Raw genomic sequence first — 18,739 nt, forward strand, 5'->3', positions numbered from 1 at the left:
GCAGGGAGCGCCCTTTTTCGTTGCATTAGAAGACCGCTTAGTTGGAGCGGATCGGCACGATCCGGATTTCCACGCGGCGGTTCTGTGCCCGGCCCGCTTCGGTCGAATTGTCGGCGATGGGGTTCGCCGTGCCACGGCCTTCGACAAAGAAGCGGCGCGGATCGACGCCGAACTGGGCCAGAGTGCGGGAAACCGAGGTCGCGCGCTGCTGGGAAAGGGTGAGGTTGTAGCTCGCCGAGCCAGTCGAGTCGGTGTAGCCCAGGATATCCACCAGCGTCTGGTCGAATTCCTGCAGCACCAGTGCGACCGAGCGCAGCGTGTTCTGGAAAGCCGGCTGGATATCGGACTGGTTCACCCCGAAGGTGATGTTGGAGGGCATGTTGAGCACGATGTTGTCGCCAACGCGGGTAACCGACACGCCGGTGCCCTGCAACTGGGCGCGAAGCTGGGCTTCCTGCTGGTCCATGTAGTTGCCGACCGCGCCGCCGGCCAGAGCGCCGACGCCAGCGCCGATCAGCGCGCCCACACGCGCATCGCCCATTGCCGACCCGATCAATGCACCGCCCAAAGCACCGCCGCCGGCGCCGAGCAGCGCGCCGCCCGCCGTGTTGGAAAGCTGGGACTCGCCAGTGTACGGGTTGGTTGAGCAGCCGGCGAGCAGCATTGCCGCGACGGCCGTGAGGGCGATTGCCTGTTTTTTCATGATGAGCTCACCGATTCGTGAAAGAAAGTGCCGCGATCATAGATGGCCAATTGCGGCAGGAAAGTGAACGAGGCTGCCATCTTGCCTCCGCTTTTAACCCGCTTTGCGTTTTCCGTCAGGCTCTTGCCGAACCATTCTCGTCCGGAACGCTGACAAACGCTCGTAAAGCTCGGCCACCTCTTGTTCGAGGTCCCGGCCCGCCTCGCCGGCCCGCTCCACGAAACCCGCATTCTCACGCGTCAGCCCGTCGAGTTGCACGATGGCGGCATTGATCTCGTTGAGCGAAGCGGCCTGATGGCCCGAGGCGGTGGAGAAATTCCGCATATGCTCGGAAATGCTGCCGACCTGCTCGACAATGCCCGAAAGCGCCTCGCCGGTGCGCCGCACCATGCCCACGCCGTTTTCGACCTCCTTGCCCGAAGTCGAAATGAGAGAACCGACGTCACGCGCCGCCTGAGCGCTGCGTTGGGCCAGCGACCGCACTTCGGTCGCCACCACCGCGAACCCGCGTCCCGCTTCTCCGGCGCGTGCGGCTTCCACGGCGGCGTTGAGCGCCAGAAGGTTCGTCTGGAAGGCGATTTCGTCGATCACCGAGATGATCGTTGAAATCTTGGTGGACGATTGCTCGATCCGGTGCATGGCGTTGATCGCGTCTTCGACCACTGCACCACCGCCCTGGGCCGACGTATTTGCGCTTCCAGCCAGTTGAGCGGCGGCGCTGGTTCCCGCCGCCGTCTCGGTGACGTTGGCCGTCACTTCGTCCAATGCCGCCGAGGATTGTTCGATCGCGGCCGCCTGACGCGTCATGCGGTCGGCCAGATCCTGGGCCGAGCCGGCCACCGCGCCCGCGTTATGGGCTATCGCGTCCACCGAAGCTCTAATCCCGACGATGGTTTCTTCAAGGCTCGCGGCGGCAGCGTTGAAATCGACGCCCAATTGCTCGAAGCCCTCGGGCAGATCGCCTTCGATCCGGGTGTCGAGATGGCCCGCCGCCAGCGCTCCGAGCGCTTCGCCGGTTTGCCCCAGAACGTCCTGCTGAACCCTTGCGCGCTCCTCGACGGTTCGGCGGCTGTCTTCGATCTTTTCTTCCAGCGCCGCGAAATAGGTCGAAACGGCGAGGTCGACATCGACCATCACCGCCTTGATCATGTCGGCCATCGTCTGGGCCATCTCGTCGGCGATGGCCATCGCCTGGGCTGGCTTGCTCTTGCGCAGACGCGGCGCCTGCTCGGCCATCCAATCGGCCATCATGCCCTTGATCAGGCCATCGAGCACCAGGGCGTAGCCGCCGATATACCATTGGGGCGCGAGCCCGATCCTGGCGTGCCGGTTGCCGATCCGCAGGCTCGATTCGTAATAGTCCGCGTCGAGCTTGCCCTGCGCTATGGCCGACCAGTGGCGCACCTGCTTGTCCTGCGCCACATCCATCTGACTGCGTCCGGCAAAGAAGCGCGAAACCTGCGGCGTCTCTTCCACCCGGTCGTAAAACCGCGTCATCGCCGGCCCGATATGGCGCATGATCGAGGGGCTGACGCGCGCCAGTCTCTGCATGGCGGCGGCGTCGAAACCGATAAAATCGAGCCGTTCGGTCATCGGGCCGTCGGGCTGGGGCGTTGAGGGTGCGCTCATGGATATCCTGCGATCGCAGAAACGGAAAAACAGGGCTGACCCTATCCAACCCATGGTTAACGTTTGCTTTTCCGCGCCGCCGTTCGTCGCGGCATTGGGTCGCGCAAGGGGCATCTGACAGGGATTGGATTTTGGAGCTATATCTAGCCGCGAGCCACCAAGGTGCTCCGCGCGGTGTCCGATTGTGCGATTTTGCAATGACAGCGCGCCCAGCGGTTGGTACAGATCATGTCGCGCTCCAGGGAGAGGGGCGTCTAGAACAAGGCGCGCCAAAAAAGCGAAGCGCGTCCATAACCGAGTAAGCGCCGCTGGCAGCCGGCCGGTGTCGCCACTGGAGTAGGCCTCATGGATTATCGCGGCATATTCGAAGACGCGGTCGACGCTCTTCGTGTCGAAAAACGCTATCGCGTCTTTGCCGATCTCGAACGTATTGCCGGACATTTCCCGCGCGCCGTCTTTCGCGACAGCGCCGACAATGCCCGGGAAATCACCATCTGGTGTTCCAATGATTATCTGGGCATGGGTCAGCACGAGAAGGTGATCGGCGCCATGCAGGAAACCGCCGGCAAGCTTGGCGCCGGCGCCGGTGGCACCCGCAACATTTCGGGCACCAACCGCCCCCTGGTCGAGCTCGAGCGCTCGCTCGCCGATTTGCACCGCAAGGAAGCGGCCCTGGTGTTCACTTCGGGCTTTGTTTCCAACGAAGCGGCGATCGCGACAATTGCCCGGCTGATTCCGGACTGCCTCATTCTCTCCGACCAGCTCAATCACGCCTCGATGATCCAGGGCGTGCGCCAGTCGGGCATGGAAAAGAAGATCTTCCGCCATAACGACCTCGCCCATCTGCGCGAGCTTTTGACGGCGGCGGGCAAGCAGCGCCCCAAGCTGATCGTTTTTGAATCGGTCTATTCCATGGACGGCGACGTCGCCCCCATCGAGGCGATCGCCGATTTGGCCGACGAGTTCGGCGCCATGACCTATATCGACGAGGTCCATGCTGTGGGCATGTACGGCCCGCGCGGCGGCGGCATCTGCGAGCGCGAAGGCCTCATGGATCGCATCGACGTCATCGAGGGTACGCTCGCCAAGGGTTTCGGCGTCATGGGCGGCTATATCGCGGCCAACACCGCGATCGTGGATGCCGTCCGGTCCTATGCGCCCGAATTCATCTTCACCACCGCCCTGCCCCCGGCGCTCTGCGCGGCGGCCCGCACCTCGATCGAGCATTTGAAGACGTCGAGCGTCGAGCGCGAGGGCCAGCAGCGGCAGGCCGGCCGCGTCAAGCGGGTCCTGGCCGAAGCCGGGCTGCCCGTCCTTCCGACCGAAACCCATATCGTCCCGCTGATCGTGGGCGACGCACGGCTGTGCAAGGCGGCGAGCGACATGCTCATGGACCGGCACAATATCTATATCCAGCCCATCAACTACCCCACCGTTCCCCGGGGAACCGAGCGGCTGCGCATCACGCCCACGCCCTATCACAGCGACGACATGATCGCCGAGCTGTGCGATGCTCTGATCGCCGTCTGGCAGACGCTGGACCTGCCGCGCGATTTCGACATGTCGCGACTCATGGAAACCAAGCTGGTGGCCGGCGACCTGACCCTGCCCACCGTCGGCGGGTAGTCTTGCGCGTCGTTATCGCGATCATCTTTCTGGCCGCGGGCATGGCGATGCCCGCGGCCGCTTTTTCTCAAACCACAACCCTGTGCACCCTCATTCTTGACGCCGACACCAGGGCGACACTCATCGAGGCGGGCGATTGCACGACACCGGTCACCCCGGCTTCGACGTTCAAGGTTCCACTGGCGCTTATCGGTTTCGACAGCGGCGTGCTGATCGATCCCCACACGCCCGCCCTCGCCTTCCAACCGGGCGACCCCGACTGGGTCGAGGACTGGCGGCACGATACCGATCCGGAACGGTGGATGGCCTATTCGGTGCTTTGGTATTCGCAGCGCATCGCCCGTGCCCTGGGCGCGGAAACCCTCGCCGCCTATGCCACGGCTTTCGATTACGGCAATGGCGATTTTTCGGGCGATCCGGGCATGAACAACGGTCTCGATCGCGCCTGGGTCAGCTCCTCCCTCAAGATATCGCCGCGCAATCAGGCCCAATTCCTGCTCGATTTGCTCAACCGCGACCTGCCGGTATCGGCAGCGGCCTATGACAGCACCTTCGCGATCATCGAAGCTTTTCCGGCGGAGGAAGGCTGGACGCTCAACGGCAAAACCGGATCGGCCTATCCCCGCAACGCCGATATGAGCTTTGACTACGCTCGTGGCTGGGGCTGGTTCATCGGCTGGGCCGAGCGGGACGAAGAGCGCTATGTCTTCGTCCGGCTCAACCAGGATGCGGCGCGGGTCCCCGGCTCGGGCGGCCTCAGGGCCCGCGACGCGTTGATCGCCGAATGGCCGGCGATCGCGACATCCCTGCCCTGACGATCACTGCGGCAGGGCCTCGGGCGCATATTGGGCGGCAAACTCGGCCGAAGGCGGGATCGGTTTGATGACGTCGACCAGAATGCCGGTCGGGTCGGCAACGATGAAATGACGCTGCCCGAACGCCTCGTCGCGAATGTCGAGGACGATATTGGCCCCGGCAGTCTTGAGCCGCTCGTATTCGGCATCGACGTCTTCCACCTCGAAGCTCAGCAACAGGCCGCCGGTCCGATCGCGATGCCCTTGGGGGATCGTCGCGTGGCTTTTATCGAGCACGGCGAAGTTGAAGGCCGGATTGGCTTCCGATTGCAGATGGACGTACCAGTCGCTCTCGAAAAGAAAGCGAAAGCCGAAATGATCGGAAAAGAAGGCGGAAGAGACCGAAACGTCGTCGGTCATCACCACGGGATAAAAGCTGGACGGACGCATAGGGGTTTCCTTTCGCTGCAAGAAAACATACTGTCTGTATGCAAAATCTGAAATAACATACAGGCTGCATGTATGCAACAAGAATCCACGCGCCGCTCCAACAAGGACCGTTCCGAGGCGACGCGAACCGCGCTTCTCGAGGCCGGACGGGCGCTGTTCATCGAACGGACCTATGGCGAAATCGGCACGCCCGAGATCGTCGCGCGGGCCGGGGTCACGCGCGGCGCGCTCTACCATCACTTCGCCGACAAGCAGGCTCTGTTTGCCGCCGTCGTCGACGCCGAGGCCGCTGCCGTGGCGCGGGAGATCGAGCAATCCTCCCCCCAGGGCACCTCGGCGGCCGAGGCGCTGCTCAATGGCGGGCGGGCCTATCTCGACGCCATGCAAATGCCCGGCCGCACGCGCCTCTTGCTGCTCGATGCGCCTGCCGTTCTGGGGCACGCCCAGGCCGAAGCGATCGACATGTGCCACAGCGCGCGGACATTGCATGAGGGGCTATCGTTCGCGATCGAATCCGGCGCCTTGCCGCCGCTGCCGCTCGACCCGCTGACACGGATGATTTCGGCCGCCTACGACAGCGCGGCGCTCGATATCGAAGCGGGGGGAGATCGCAAGGCGTGGGAAGAGGTTCTGGCGCAGCTTTTCAACGGGCTGGCCGCTGGCTCATAGCGTCCGGCTCATCTGGGTCAGCAGCGCCCGAAGCGCGGCGGGCTTGACGGGCTTATTGAGCACTGCGGTTCCGCGCGTTTCGGCCAGTTGCCGCACGGCGGGCGTGCGGTCGGCGGTCACCAAAATCGTCGGCAGATGACCGCCCACGATCTGCTTGAGCCATTCGATGGCATCGAGCCCGGAGGTCTGGTCGAGGTGATAATCCATGAGCACCAGATCGGGCACCCATCCTTCCAGCATCCCCAATTGGGCGATCTCCTTGAGCGAGGTCGCCGTACGGATATCGCAGCCCCAGTTTTCCAGCAGCGAGGACATGGCGTCGAGGATGGAGCGCTCATTGTCCACGCACAGCACATGCAGGCCATCGAACTGGGCGGTGGCGCGGACGGGCGTTTCGACCGGGGTCTGCGGAAGGCTTTTGCCGGCGATGAGCGGCACGGTCACCGAAAAGCGCGACCCCTTGCCCACCAGGCTCTCGATCTTCATGGGGTGATCGAGAGCGGCCAGGATGCGCTGGACGATCGACAGGCCGAGCCCCAATCCGGGGGCGATACGCGCGCCCTGCTCCAGGCGCGAGAATTCGGTGAAGATCAGTTGATGCTGATGCCGGTCGATCCCGATCCCCGTATCGATGACATCGACCCGCACCGTCTCCCCGCGCCGCCTGCAGCCTACCAATACCCGCCCGCCGGGCCGGGTGTATTTAATGGCGTTGGAAACCAGGTTCTGGATGACGCGCGCCAGAAGCATGCGGTCCGAGCGCACGATGAGCGACGCACCGATGACGCGCAGTTCGATGTCCTTTTCGCTCGCCAGCGGCTGGAATTCGATCTCGATTTTCTTGAGCAGGTCGAAGATGTCGATATTGGTGCGCGTGACCTTGAGCGCCCCTGAATCCATACGCGAAATATCGAGCAGGGTGGACATGATGTCTTCGACGGCGTTGAGGGACGCATCGATGGAGGCGGCAAGCTCGGCGGTGGGTGTGCCGCGCGTGCGGTCGTAGAGGGTCGAGGTGTAGAGCCGGGCCGCGTTGAGAGGTTGCAGCAGATCGTGGCTGGCGGCGGCGAGGAACCGGGTTTTTTCGTGATTGGCTTCGTCGGCCTTGGCGCGGGCCTTTTCGAGCTCGGCATTGAGCAGGGTGAGCGCGCGCGTGCGGTCCTTCACGCGTTCCTCGAGCGTATGGTTGACCTGTTCGAGCGCAGCTTCGGCGCGCACGCGGTCGGTGACGTCGGAAAAGGAAATGACCAGCCCGCCGCCGGGCCTGAGCGAAGTGTGTATCTCGAGCTGGCGTCCCGCCATGTTGGTGCGCTGGGTCAGCGTCATGGGCTCGGAGGTAATGAGCCTGCGGCGTTGATCGGCGACCACCTGCGGCGTTCCCGGCCCCAGATCGCCCCGGCGCGCCATGAACAGCAGGATATCGTCCAGGGGCGTGTTGGCTTCAACCAGCGATTGCGGCAGGCCCAGCCCGGCGCTGTAGGTCGCGTTGGAAACGACGAGGAACAGGTTCTCGTCGAAGACCGCGATGCCATAGGGCAAGTGGTCGATGGCTCCGGCAAGGCCGGAATCGACGGTGCCGTTCGCAAAGATCGCGCGGTCGGCCATATCATCGTCCTTGTCGATTCGAGCCTCTCTCGTGGCGCCTCGGGGCGGGAAATGTCAAGCCATCCCAATGGACAAGTACGCGGAATCGGCGCTAGCTTCCCAAAGCCGCCCCGGGCGCGGCGCAAGCGACAGGAGATGACGCAGATGTCATTGGTGCAGGAATTCAAGGAATTTGCCGTCAAAGGCAACATGGTCGACATGGCCGTGGGTATCATTATCGGCGGAGCGTTCGGAACGATCGTCTCCTCATTGGTCGACGACATTTTCATGCCCGTGATCGGGCTGGTGCTGGGGGGCATCGATTTCTCCAACCTTTTCGTCGTGCTCTCCAATCCCGACAGCGTGGCCGTCCCTTCGCTGGCCGCCGCTCAGGCCGCCGGGGTTGCAACCCTCAATATCGGCCTGTTCATCAATGCGCTGGTAAAGTTCATCATCGTGGCCTTCGCGCTGTTCATGCTGGTCAAGGGCATCAACATGCTGCGGCGTGAAAAGGCCGCCGAGCCTGAAGTCCCGCCCGCTCCCGCGCGTGAGGAAGTGCTGCTCACCGAAATCCGCGACATCCTCAAAACTCGAGCCTGAACCTCCGGGGAAGGCTCGTCGATAGTCGATGAGCCTTCCCGCCGATCGCTTTCCTAAAATACGTAGTTATTCCTATTGCGCCAGCGATGATATGACGTTATTCCTATTTCTACGTAGTTGAGACTAAGGGTTAAGCCAATCGGCGGGCTCGGCTACCCATCGCAAAATTCGTGCGCGATTCATCGTAGAGTTGCGGGGTAAGTTCCCCAATTCGCTTGGCAGTCGCTTGGTGCCCTCTTCCGGTTGGCTCACCGGAAGCGGACGATGGCGGTCGGGCGGAATTGGGAAAACGGCCTGGCGCAGTGATCGCACAAGCCGGAGCAATCCGGGGTTTTGCTGGCAATGCAATCGGAGGGGACTGAACCGCTCATATCCATGTCGCGGCGGGGGTCTCGCAAAGGACTGGAGAAGACCATGAACACCGAAATTTCCTATCGCCCGTTTCTCAATCGCGATCGGCTGGTCCACATCGTGGATAGCCACGAGCCGACTTGCCAGGCGCTGGACGTATTGTTTCGGCTCGAGGGGTTCCAGACCGTGATCTCGCGCAACAGCGACGATTTCATTGCCCGGTTCGGGCAGCGCCGCCCCGATGTGGTGATCCTCAATTTCGATCTCGACGGCGAGAACATGCTGCCGGCGCTGCGGCGCATCAAGGACATGCGCGCCGGCATTCCGGTGTTCATGCTGGCCGATCAGCCCGATATCGATGGCACCGTGGACGCGATGCGCTCGGGCGCCAGCGATGTTTTCGTCAAGCCGGTGGATTCTGAGCGCTTCGTGCGCGCAGTGCGCGATACCCTGCGCCGGGACGTGCATGTCAAGGCCAGCCGCGACGGACAGCAGGAGGTGGAAGTGCGCGGTTTCGCCCAACTGACCCCGCGCGAACGCGAGGTGCTGCAATTGATCACCAATGGTCAATCCAACAAGGAGGCGGGCCGCGAACTGGGCATCTCCCCGCGCACCATCGAGGTGCACCGGGCCCGGGTGATGGAAAAGCTGGGCGCGCGGAACACGGCGGACCTCATCCGCATCGTCCTGACCAGCTAGGGCATTTCCCGCAAAAGCGGATACCACTTTTGCGGTTCGCTTCTCACTGCCGGAATGACGGTCTGAGGTATAGGCAACCATCATGCCCTCACCCACCCCTGTCACCCCGGGATTTATTCCCGGGGTCCAGCAGCAGCCCATCCACGGCGATTGGCCCCGGAGTGCGATCGCTCTGATCAGGCGAGTCTCGCCAAGGGCTCGAGCTGGCTGGCGCGCAAGGGTGCGCCGGCATCTTCAAGCGCATCGTCGAGCGCGGCATGGCTGGCCATCCAGATCGGGAAGGCCAGCGTCAGAAGCTCGTGTCCATTCGTCGTCAGCGACAGGCGGCGGCTGCGCCGGTCGGACGGATCGACGCCCAGCGTAACAAGCCCCCGCCGCTCAAGCGGCTTGATGGCCGCCGTGAGCGTGGTACGATCCATGGCCAGAAGCTCGGCCACCGTCCCGATCTTGGGCGGCTCGGGCCGGTTGAGGGCCATGAGCAGGGAAAACTGCCCATTTGTGAGGTCGAGCGGGCGCAACGCCTCGTCGAACCGCCGCGCCAGGGCCCGCGCCGCCCGCTGTGCGGCAAGGCACAGGCACGTATCGCGAACGTGGAGGGTTGTGGAATAGGAAATGGAATCGGGCGCCTTTGACATGTCACAATTATGTTGATATCAACTCAACTGTCAACTTTGGCACCGCGGCGAGGGTGCGGGCCATCATCAAAAGGGAGTTTGCCATGACCTATGTGATGGGTTTTGTCGCCGCCGTTCCGGCCGCAAACAAGGATGCCTACGCGAAATTTTCCGAGGATTCCGTCGACTATTTCAAGAAGCTGGGCGTGACCCGCATCGTCGAGGCCTGGGGCGATGACGTGCCCAGGGGCGAAAAGACCGATTTCTACCGCGCGGTGGCCGCCAAGGACGACGAAGTGATCGTCTATTCCTTCCAGATTTATCCCGACAAGGCGGCGGCGGATGCGGCCAACGAAAAGATGATGAACGATCCGGACATGGCCAATATGGAAATGCCCTTCGACGGAGCGCGAATGATCTATGGGGGTTTCGAAGCCCTTTCGGACCATCAGGGCCGGGGCGAAACCCGCTATCTCGAAGGTTCGGTGATCGCGGTGCCAAGCCAAGCGCGAGAGTCCTACAAGGCCTATGCCGAGGAAATGTCCAAGCTGTTCATCGAACACGGCGCGGTGCGCAGCGTCGATGCGTGGGGCGTGATGGTGCCCGACGGCAAGGTCACCGATTTCAAAAGGGCCGTCGCCGCCGAGCCTGACGAAACCGTGGTGTTCGGCTGGATCGAATGGCCGTCCAAGGCGATCCGCGACGCGGCCTGGCCTAAATTGATGGAAGATCCGCGCATGAACGGCGAGGATGCTCCCGACATCGATGAAGGCCGGCGCATTTTCGGTGGTTTCAAACCCCTTCTGGACGCGTGACGAATGCTTGTCGTCTGGACTTACGACTGGGTGCCGCAGGGGCCGCGCGGCCATGTCCGCGACGTCCGGCTGCGCTGGGCGCTCGAAGAAGCCGGCCTCGACTATAAAGTCCGGACCGTTCCGTTCGAGGATCGCGGCCCCGACCATCTCGCACGCCAACCCTTCGGGCAGGTGCCGTTTCTCCAGGACGGCGATGTGACACTCTTTGAGAGCGGCGCCTGCCTGTTCTACCTGGGCCGGAAAAGCCCCACCCTCCTGCCCCGCGATCCCGAGGGCGAGGCCGACGTTATCCAATGGCTGTTCGCGGCCCTCAACTCGGTCGAGATGGTTACCGTCCCCTGGTGGTTCCTGAGAATTTCCGGCGATCCGGACAATGGGCTGGGCGGGTGGATGAACAGCCGGTTCGAACACCTCGAACCGCTGCTCGGCACGCGGCAATGGCTCGCCCAATCGGGGTTTTCGGTTGCCGATATCATGATGGCCGACGTGCTGCGCATGCCCAAGAAGCTGGGTGTCCTCGACGGTTTTCCCGCGCTTGGGGCCTATGTGGACCGCGCCTGCGCCCGGCCGGCGTTCAAACGGGCCTATGACGGCCAGATGGCCCACTTCGCGGCCGGTGACACCAAAAGGGAGAAACAACCGACATGAAAATCCAGGGTCTTTTCGCCGTCGCCAACGTCGCGGATATGGACAAGGGCGAGGCGTTCTACACCAAGCTCCTGGGGCGTGCCCCCGACGACCGGCCCATGGATGGGCTGATCCAATGGCGGCAGAACTACTTCGGCATCCAATTGTTCCGCGCCGCAGAAAAGGCGGGCCGGAGCCGGATGACCATCGTCACCCCCGACATGGCCGACACCCGCGCCCAACTCGCCTCGCGCGGGCTGGAACTTGAGGCCGACATCGAAGGGGATTTCGGAAAGATCGCTCAGATCTACGATCCCGAAGGCAATCAGATCACGCTCGCCGAGCCGCCCCGAAGTTAGAGCGTTTCCAGCAAAAGTGGATACCACTTTTGCGGTTCGGAAACGCGGAAATGCCTAAGCCTGCGCGTCCTCGAACAATTGCGCGAACTGCCCCTGCTCGATCTTGGAGGCGGCGATAACCGCCTGCGTGCGGCTGTCGACGTTGAGCTTTTGCAGAATGGCCGAGACGTGCGCCTTGACCGTGGCTTCCGAGATCGAAAGCTCATAGGCGATCTGCTTGTTCATCAGCCCGTCCGAGAGCATCATCAGCACGCGGATCTGCTGGGGTGTGAGCGTCGCAAGCCGGGCAAGCACCTCGGTCTGCTCGTCCTGATCGTCGAGCGAGACACCCTCGGGAACCCAGAGCCCACCGCCCAGTATGGTCTCGATCGACTGCCGGATGCGCGCCGCGCTTTCCGATTTCGAGAGAAACCCCGACGCCCCCAGCTCGAAACACCGCCGGATGATCGAAGTGTCCTCGACGGCCGAAACGATCATCACGGGAATTTCGGGAAACTGGGCGCGCAGCAGCAATAGCCCGGAGAATCCCCTCACGCCCGGCATGTTGAGATCGAGCAGCACCAGGTCGCAATCGCGATTGGCCTCCAGTGCCGCGCTCAAGCCCTCGATATCGCCGGCTTCCTCGAACGCCGTATCGGCCCCCTCGCCTTCCAGCGTCTGCCGCAATGCCGAGCGGAACAGGGGGTGGTCGTCGACGATGATGATGCGATGGCTCATGGGGCGCGGTTCCTCGCCGGGCGGATCGTTACCGACGATAAAGCGAAGATTGGCCGATCAATCAAGCATTTCCGATCCATTACGACCAAAGGGTCATATTTTGTCGCCATGCCCGTCCGGGTCCTGCGGCTCGGCGAGCATGCCCTCGATGATCTCTTCGACCCGGCCGAGCTCGGCCAGCGATTTCTCGATGGCCGACCGGCGCTGCTGAAGCAGGTGGCGCTGGTGATGCACCTTGTCGAGCGCGCGGCGCAGATGGTCATAGGACCCGTCGCGCAGATCGTAGGTGTCGAGATATTCCTGAATTTCGCGCAGCGTCAGCCCCACCTGCTTGCCATCGAGGATGATGCGCAAACGCAGGCGGTCGCGGTTGGTATAGAGGCGTTTGCTGCCCACCCTTCGGGGGCGCAGCATGCCCTTGTCTTCGTAAAAGCGCAGGGTGCGGTGCGTTATCGAAAAGGCGTCGGCCAGCTCGGCGATCGTGTAGATCGCCGGCCCGTCGCTTCGGCGCGCAGCGCGGTCCTTGCGTGCAGGTCCAGTCATCTCGGCGTCATTTTGCTGATAGGCGTTAGGGTTCGAACATCACCACGATCGGTGACCAAGTGCAATCCATGCGCAAAAATACCAATGCAATCAATGCGGAATGCAAGCTCGGTTAACGTGATGTTTACCATAAATTGCCGACAGTCACCCTAGGCGATTCTGTCGCTGGGCCGGTGCGCCGATCACGCGCGGTCAAACAGTCCGTCGGGAAGCACAATGGCGCGAACGAATCCTCATCATGACTGGCCCGAGCCGCAATCCGGTCCCCGCAGGTCGAACGGTGCCGAGTGGGAGAGCTTGCGAAACGAATTGGTGGCCTTGCTCGATCAGGTCGAGGATCAGGTGGCATCGGTTCAGTCCACGCGGGTTCGCCATGAGCCGGCGTCCCCGATCCCAACGCCATTGCCCACCGACCGCCATTCCGAAGCGCTGCGCAGCGTGCGCCAGGCCGTGAGCCGACTGGCCGATCGCAATTCCGATGATCGCCCGGTGATGCGCGAGAGCGTCGTGGATGCCATCAACCAGATCCGCGCCCGCCAGACCGGCGCCGCTCGTCCCATCGCCACCGCCCCGGCCGCCGCGTCAAAATCGGAACTCGCCGGGTTCGCGCAAGCGCTCGACGCGATGGGCGAACGGATCGGCCGCTTCGAATCCCGCATCGCCGAACAGATCGAAGCCCTGGGCGGCGACAAGGACATCTCCGGCCAGATCGCGCAGTTGAGCGAAGTCATCGAACTTCTCGCCGGCGCCGTCGGAGAAACCGGACAGATCGCCCGCATCGAGGCCCAGATCGGCAATCTGGCCGAAATGGTCGTCGCCGAGCGCTCGAATGGGCACGACGCCACGGCGGAGCGTGTCGAGGAGTTGACCTCCACCGTCGAAAAGCTGCTCGCCCATCAGATCGAGACCAGCGGTCAAAACGCCCAGCAGGTCGCCCGGTCCGAGGATCGCCAGAACCAGACCATGGCGATGATCGAGCAGAGCGTACGCAATATCTACGACCGTATCGATGCGCTCGAGACCCAGACCCAATCTTCGGCCGATATCGATCGGCTGAGCCGCGATATGGCCGCGCTGACCGAAGCGGTCAGCCAGAAGTCCGAGCCCGAAGCCCTTCTGGTCCGCATCGACGCGCTGGGCGATCGCATCGCCATGATCGAAGCGCCGTCGCGCGACGACGCCGCCCTTCTCGCCGAGAGCGTTTCGGCGCTTCGCGGCGTTATCGTCGAAACCATCGAGCCGCGCTTTGCCCAGATCGAAGACCGTATCGAGGGGCTGAGCGCCGCAAATTCCCCCGTATCGATCGAGCCCGTCGAGGCCCAGCTCCGCCAGATCGCCCGGCGCGTGGACGAAACCAGCACCCAATTGAAGGTCATGGCGGCAATGGAGCCGCCGGCGGCGCCCGCCCCTCTCGATTTGCAGGCCCTGGCCGACCTCATTGCCGAAAAAAGCGTAAGCCACGCTCCCGCCCCGACCAATGCGGATGGCGTCGAAAAGGCCGACCTCGACGCCCTCGAGCAGCGTTTGGCCGCCTTGTTCGCCCGTTCGGGCGAAACGCAGGCCGAACCCGCCAATCTGGCCGGAATGCGCAGTTCCATCGCCCAGGTCGATAGCCGAATTGCGCGCCTCGAAGCCATGCTCAACAGCAAGCCGGCATCGAGCAGTGTCGCGACCACCCTCGCCGCTGCTCCGGCCCGCCCGCGCCGCAAGCCCGACGACGCGATGCCGCTCGACCCGACGACTGGCCAAACCCGCACTATCCCCGAACCGGTCCCCGCCGAACCCGAGGTCGAGGAAACACTTCTCGACAAGCAGGTCGAAGCGGCCGAAGCCAAGCCTTTCTCCATCGATCCTGAATCGATCGATCGGCCGGCCAAACCGCAATCGAGCCTCAATACTGAGCGCAGCCCGTTTGCCACCACCACTCCCGAGCCGGCCAAACCCGAACCGACCCTGGGCATTCCCGCCACCACGCGGGCCAGCTTCATCGAGGCCGCGCGCCGCTCGGCCCGTCAGCCGGAAACCGAAAACGAGGAAGAGCCCCGGTCCCTGATCGGCCGCGCCCTGGCGCGTTTCCAGCGCAGCGAGGCCGAGGCGGTCGAAAATACCGAGTCTCTCGTATCGGACGCCCCCAGCCCCGAGCCCGATGCCGAACCGCGTTTCGAGGAAGGCGAGGATACCTCCGAAACCCCGAGCTTTTTTGCTCGCAACCGCCGCGCCCTGCTGTTGGGCACGGCACTCGTCGTCGTGATCGCCATGGCCGTGCCGCTGGTCGCCGGTCGCTTGCTGCCCGCGCGCCCGACAGCCGTCGAAAGCGCGCAGGCTCCCGCGCCTACGGAAACCTCGGCATCTGAAATCGGCATGGCCGACGAGCCTGAAATCGCCGAACCCGATATCGAGGTCTCGGCCGACAGTTCCGACGATGCGAACGACACCGGCGATCTCGTCTCCAATGTCCGGCTCATCGAGCAGCAGCCCCGATTGACGGCGGCGCGGGTCGATGGCAGCGCCTTTGCCTCGTCCCCGACGGTCGACCCGATCCAGACCGCCGCTATCGGAACCGCCGCCGGCTATGCGGCCGTCGACGCGCCTATCGATACCGCCGCCGCGCTCGATCTGCCCGAGGCCACGGTGCCCGAGGGGATCGAGCCGCTCGAATTGAAGCTCTCCGCCGAAGCGGGCGACCGTTTCGCCCAGTTCGAAGTCGGCGCCATTCTGAGCGAAGGCACGCTGGTCGAACAGGATTTCGCCCAGGCCGCCGCCTGGTATGAGCGCTCGGCCGCTCAGGGGTTCGCGCCGGCCCAATATCGGCTCGGCAGCCTTTATGAAGGCGGACGCGGGGTGGAACGCGATCTGGAAATGGCGCGCCTCTGGTATCAGCGCGCCGCCGAAGCCGGCAACCGCATGTCCATGCACAACCTCGCCTCGCTCTATGCGGGAGGCGAGCTCGACGCCCAGGATTTCGAGGCCGCCGCCCATTGGTTCGAGCAGGCCGCCGCGCGCGGGCTGACCGACAGCCAGTTCAATCTGGGCATGCTTCACGCACGCGGGCTTGGGGTCGAGCAGGATTTCGAACAATCCTACATCTGGTTCTCGCTTGCCGCCCGTTCGGGCGATCAGGATGCGGCGACATCGCGCGACGATGTGGCGCGTTCGCTCGAAGCGGAAACCATCCAGCGGCTCGACAATCGGATCGAGACCTGGGTGCCGGCCGAAATCGATCTGGCAGCCAATTTCGCGCCGATCGGCACCTGGGACGAAACATTCGATCCCGGCCCCGCCATCGCCAATCAGGATGTGATCTTGCGCGTGCAGTTGCTCCTTGGCAAACTGGGCTATGACATTGGAACCCCTGACGGAATTTCCGGTCCCAAAACGCGTGAGGCCATTGCCGAATTCGAGCGTGCCACGGGGATGACTGAAAGTGGTGCCATCAATCCCCGGCTGCTCGCTGTCCTGGGTAGCCAACCGGTCTGATCTCTCGGGCCGGCGCGTAACGTTATTGCCATGGGGCGCCATGATCGGCGCCCTGTGACACCTGCCTACGACTGGGCCCAACCGTGCTGATCTATTTGCCCATTGCGGAAATGTCGGTGAACCTCTTTTTCCTTGTCGGGATCGGGGCAGCCATCGGTTTCCTTTCGGGGCTGTTCGGGGTCGGCGGCGGCTTTCTTCTCACCCCATTGCTGATCTTTTCCGGCGTCCCGGCGCCCGTTGCCGTCGCCTCGGTCACCGGGCAGGTGGTCGCGGCCTCCACCTCGGGTTCCCTCTCTTATTGGCGGCGTGGCGGCATCGATCTCACGCTTGCGATGTTCCTGGTTCTGGGCGGCGTGTTCGGGGCGGGAATCGGGGTCTGGATATTCTCGATCCTGCGCAGCTTCGGGCAACTCGACCTCGCCATTTCCTTTGGTTATCTCATTTTCCTGGGCTCGATCGGCACGATGATGCTGATGGAGGCGGTCCGTTCGCTCATCCGGTCCCGCAAGGCCGGCCCGCCCCCGCGCCACATGCCCGGCCAGCACAATTGGGCCCACGGATTGCCCCTGCGCTTCCGGTTCAAGCGCTCCAAACTCTACATCTCCGTTATCCCGGTGATCGGCATCGGCTTTTTCATCGGCATCGTCGGTTCGCTCCTGGGCATCGGCGGCGGGTTCATTCTCGTGCCGGCGCTGGTTTACCTGCTGCGCATCCCCGGTTCGGTCGTCATCGGCACCTCGCTGCTCCACGTTCTCGCGGTCATGGCCGCCACCTGCGTGCTGCACGCCGTCCAGAGCCAGAGCGTCGATATCGTGCTCGCCTTCTGCCTCATGGTGGGCAGCGTCGCCGGCGCCCAGTTCGGCGCTTCGGCGGGCCAATATCTGCGCGGCGATCAGTTGCGCTTCCTTCTGGCGCTGATCGTGCTCGGCGTTGCCATCCGCTTCGGGCTCTCGCTGCTGCTCGCCCCCGCCGATCCCTTTTCGACCGCCGTCCTGAGCTTCGGGGAGACGCTATGACGGCGCGCCTCCTCATAGCGATTTTCGCCATCATGGCCGGTTGCGGCGCCGCTCACGCGCAGAGCCTCATCTTCGGCACCTCCGACCCGACGATCTCGATTCATTCGAATTTCTCCGGCGAAACCATAACGCTGTTCGGCAATATCGAACCGAGCGTGGACGGCACCATGCCGCAAGGCTCCTACAATGTGATCTTCGTCGTCCGCGGTCCGGTCGAAGAGCGTGTCGTGCGGCGCAAGGAGCGTCAGTTCGGCGTCATGCTCAATGCCGATCATGCGCTGTTCACCGGCCTACCCTCGTTCTATCGCGTGCTTTCCAGCGGCCCTATCGCGTCCATTCTTCCTCCCGAGACCATCGCCGAACGCAATCTCACGGCAATGGCGCAGGCCGAACTGGCACTGACCGAGACCAGCGGCAATGTCGAATTGTTCGAAGTCGAACTCGTTAGGCTGATGACCAATTCGGGCCTGTTCAGCACCGACGAGCGCGGCGTCGCCTTCCTCTCCCCAACCTTTTTTTCGACCCGCGTCGTTCTTCCCGCCAACGTGCCGAACGGCATTTTCCTGGCCCAGGCGCTGCTGGTTCAGGACGGGGAAATCGTTGCTGAACGCGCGCAGCGCTTTTTCGTGCAGAAATCGGGGTTCGAGCGTTTCCTGGGCGAAGCGGCCATCGATCAGCCGCTGCTTTACGGCCTCGCCTGCGTCGCCCTCGCCCTCGTCACGGGCTGGCTCGGCGGCGTCCTCTTCCGGCGCTGATCTAACCGGCCACCAGACGCTGGGTCGAAACCGGATAGACCCGTTCCCGCCCAAGCATCATCACCTGAAGCCGGCTACGCTCGAAAAGGCCCGAAAACGCCGGCGACAACACGTTGAGACTGCCAGTCGACGCCCCATAGGCCGGCAGGATCATCAGATGATCGTCCCAGGCAAAGCAGGGTCGGCGCGAGGATTTCCCGTTCATCGCCACACGCGCCGCCGGATGCAGATGCCCCGCGACAAGGCCCGAAATCCCCCGCATCGGCTCGTGGCGCATCCGGCATCCCGAGATGGCCATCTCGCTGCAGCACACCCCGCCCAGCGCATGGGGCGCCGGATCGTGATTGCCGGCCACCCAAACCCATTCCACCTCGCCGACCAGCCGATCCAGCCTCGCGCGGTCCCTGGCCAAAAGCGTCGTCGTGCCTTCGTCGCGATGGAAGCTGTCTCCCAGCGCAAAGACCCGCCGCGCGCCCGTCAGGGCAATGTCGCGTTCGAGGCGCGACAGCGTCATCCCCGTATCGTAAGGCGGCAGCAACTGGCCCGAGCGGGCATAGCTCGAAAGTTTTTCGAGATGGAGATCGGCCACCAGCAACGCCTCGACCTCCGGCCAATAGAGCGCACCCGACGGCAGCGGGAGAAACACTTCCCCCGCAAAGCCGATCGTTAATGATGTTTCCATCCCCTCACGGGGCTGCGCCTGGGCCAAGA

General features: G+C 63.5%; 19 protein-coding genes. 11 read left to right on the plus strand and 8 right to left on the minus strand.

The genetic code is table 11. The features are described from left to right. Positions 1-37: 37 nt before the first annotated feature. Positions 38-706: a YiaD family glycine zipper/OmpA-like lipoprotein gene (locus V4T21_RS16360; RefSeq protein ID WP_332718951.1), complete on the minus strand. Its 669-nt coding sequence runs from the start codon at positions 704-706 to the stop codon at positions 38-40. Positions 707-796: 90 nt separating this feature from the next. Further along, positions 797-2,332, minus strand: coding sequence for a methyl-accepting chemotaxis protein (locus V4T21_RS16365; protein WP_332718801.1), 1,536 nt, complete (start codon positions 2,330-2,332; stop codon positions 797-799). A 345-nt stretch (positions 2,333-2,677) separates the two neighbouring features. On the opposite strand from V4T21_RS16365, the gene hemA reads away from it, so the two are divergent. Then, positions 2,678-3,958 (plus strand): 5-aminolevulinate synthase, encoded by a 1,281-nt coding sequence (hemA, locus tag V4T21_RS16370; RefSeq protein ID WP_332718803.1) that lies wholly within the window; start codon positions 2,678-2,680, stop codon positions 3,956-3,958. 41 nt (positions 3,959-3,999) lie between these two features. Continuing rightward, positions 4,000-4,773, plus strand: a complete 774-nt coding sequence (blaOXA, locus tag V4T21_RS16375; RefSeq protein WP_440589667.1) for a class D beta-lactamase — start codon at positions 4,000-4,002, stop codon at positions 4,771-4,773. Positions 4,774-4,776: 3 nt separating this feature from the next. Here blaOXA and V4T21_RS16380 read toward each other — a convergent pair whose 3' ends face one another. Next, entirely contained in the window at positions 4,777-5,202 is a 426-nt protein-coding gene (locus V4T21_RS16380; RefSeq protein ID WP_332718808.1) for a VOC family protein, read from the minus strand. A 72-nt stretch (positions 5,203-5,274) separates the two neighbouring features. Here V4T21_RS16380 and V4T21_RS16385 point away from each other — a divergent pair, with 72 nt between their 5' ends. After that, positions 5,275-5,871 carry a TetR/AcrR family transcriptional regulator gene (locus tag V4T21_RS16385; RefSeq protein WP_332718810.1) on the plus strand — a complete coding sequence of 199 codons (597 nt, stop codon included), beginning with the start codon at positions 5,275-5,277 and terminating at the stop codon, positions 5,869-5,871. Here the strand turns inward: V4T21_RS16385 and V4T21_RS16390 are convergent. After that, positions 5,866-7,476 (minus strand): hybrid sensor histidine kinase/response regulator, encoded by a 1,611-nt coding sequence (locus V4T21_RS16390; RefSeq protein ID WP_332718812.1) that lies wholly within the window; start codon positions 7,474-7,476, stop codon positions 5,866-5,868. The genes V4T21_RS16385 and V4T21_RS16390 overlap by 6 nt on opposite strands. A 150-nt stretch (positions 7,477-7,626) precedes the next feature. On the opposite strand from V4T21_RS16390, the gene mscL reads away from it, so the two are divergent. Together mscL and V4T21_RS16400 are read left to right on the plus strand one after the other, a co-directional pair. Further along, positions 7,627-8,055 (plus strand): large conductance mechanosensitive channel protein MscL, encoded by a 429-nt coding sequence (mscL, locus tag V4T21_RS16395; RefSeq protein ID WP_332718953.1) that lies wholly within the window; start codon positions 7,627-7,629, stop codon positions 8,053-8,055. Positions 8,056-8,469: 414 nt separating this feature from the next. After that, the gene (locus V4T21_RS16400) at positions 8,470-9,105 is read left to right on the plus strand and encodes a response regulator transcription factor (RefSeq protein ID WP_332718814.1); all 636 of its coding nucleotides are present in this window, start codon (positions 8,470-8,472) and stop codon (positions 9,103-9,105) included. Positions 9,106-9,281: 176 nt separating this feature from the next. On the opposite strand, the gene V4T21_RS16405 is transcribed toward V4T21_RS16400, so the two are convergent. Continuing rightward, positions 9,282-9,740 carry a MarR family winged helix-turn-helix transcriptional regulator gene (locus tag V4T21_RS16405; RefSeq protein ID WP_332718816.1) on the minus strand — a complete coding sequence of 153 codons (459 nt, stop codon included), beginning with the start codon at positions 9,738-9,740 and terminating at the stop codon, positions 9,282-9,284. An 83-nt stretch (positions 9,741-9,823) separates the two neighbouring features. Between V4T21_RS16405 and V4T21_RS16410 the strand changes: the two genes are divergently transcribed. Genes V4T21_RS16410 through V4T21_RS16420 form a run of 3 tightly spaced genes read left to right on the plus strand, consistent with a single transcriptional unit; the run spans position 9,824 to position 11,520 of the window. Next, positions 9,824-10,534 (plus strand): DUF1428 domain-containing protein, encoded by a 711-nt coding sequence (locus tag V4T21_RS16410; RefSeq protein WP_332718819.1) that lies wholly within the window; start codon positions 9,824-9,826, stop codon positions 10,532-10,534. 3 nt (positions 10,535-10,537) lie between these two features. Beyond that, positions 10,538-11,182, plus strand: coding sequence for a glutathione S-transferase family protein (locus V4T21_RS16415; protein ID WP_332718821.1), 645 nt, complete (start codon positions 10,538-10,540; stop codon positions 11,180-11,182). Further along, positions 11,179-11,520: a VOC family protein gene (locus V4T21_RS16420; protein WP_332718823.1), complete on the plus strand. Its 342-nt coding sequence runs from the start codon at positions 11,179-11,181 to the stop codon at positions 11,518-11,520. The genes V4T21_RS16415 and V4T21_RS16420 overlap by 4 nt, the downstream gene beginning before the upstream one ends. Positions 11,521-11,574: 54 nt before the next feature. Here V4T21_RS16420 and V4T21_RS16425 read toward each other — a convergent pair whose 3' ends face one another. Together V4T21_RS16425 and V4T21_RS16430 are read right to left on the minus strand one after the other, a co-directional pair. Beyond that, positions 11,575-12,237, minus strand: a complete 663-nt coding sequence (locus V4T21_RS16425; protein WP_332718825.1) for a response regulator — start codon at positions 12,235-12,237, stop codon at positions 11,575-11,577. 93 nt (positions 12,238-12,330) lie between these two features. Next, positions 12,331-12,780, minus strand: a complete 450-nt coding sequence (locus V4T21_RS16430) for a MerR family transcriptional regulator (protein WP_332718827.1) — start codon at positions 12,778-12,780, stop codon at positions 12,331-12,333. A 297-nt stretch (positions 12,781-13,077) separates the two neighbouring features. On the opposite strand from V4T21_RS16430, the gene V4T21_RS16435 reads away from it, so the two are divergent. The 3 genes from V4T21_RS16435 (at position 13,078) to V4T21_RS16445 (ending at position 18,028) form a co-directional block, all read left to right on the plus strand. Beyond that, entirely contained in the window at positions 13,078-16,257 is a 3,180-nt protein-coding gene (locus V4T21_RS16435) for a peptidoglycan-binding protein (protein ID WP_332718829.1), read from the plus strand. Positions 16,258-16,340: 83 nt separating this feature from the next. Then, positions 16,341-17,273 (plus strand): sulfite exporter TauE/SafE family protein, encoded by a 933-nt coding sequence (locus V4T21_RS16440; protein WP_332718831.1) that lies wholly within the window; start codon positions 16,341-16,343, stop codon positions 17,271-17,273. Continuing rightward, positions 17,270-18,028 (plus strand): TIGR02186 family protein, encoded by a 759-nt coding sequence (locus V4T21_RS16445; RefSeq protein WP_332718833.1) that lies wholly within the window; start codon positions 17,270-17,272, stop codon positions 18,026-18,028. Before V4T21_RS16440 ends, V4T21_RS16445 begins: the two co-directional genes overlap by 4 nt. Position 18,029: 1 nt before the next feature. Here the strand turns inward: V4T21_RS16445 and pdeM are convergent, their stop codons facing one another. Next, a complete protein-coding gene (gene pdeM, locus V4T21_RS16450; protein WP_332718836.1) occupies positions 18,030-18,737 on the minus strand; it encodes a ligase-associated DNA damage response endonuclease PdeM in 708 nt (235 codons plus the stop codon). Positions 18,738-18,739 lie beyond the last annotated feature (2 nt).

Source organism: Pelagibacterium mangrovi (assembly GCF_036662815.1).
GTDB classification, from domain to species: domain Bacteria; phylum Pseudomonadota; class Alphaproteobacteria; order Rhizobiales; family Devosiaceae; genus Pelagibacterium; species Pelagibacterium mangrovi.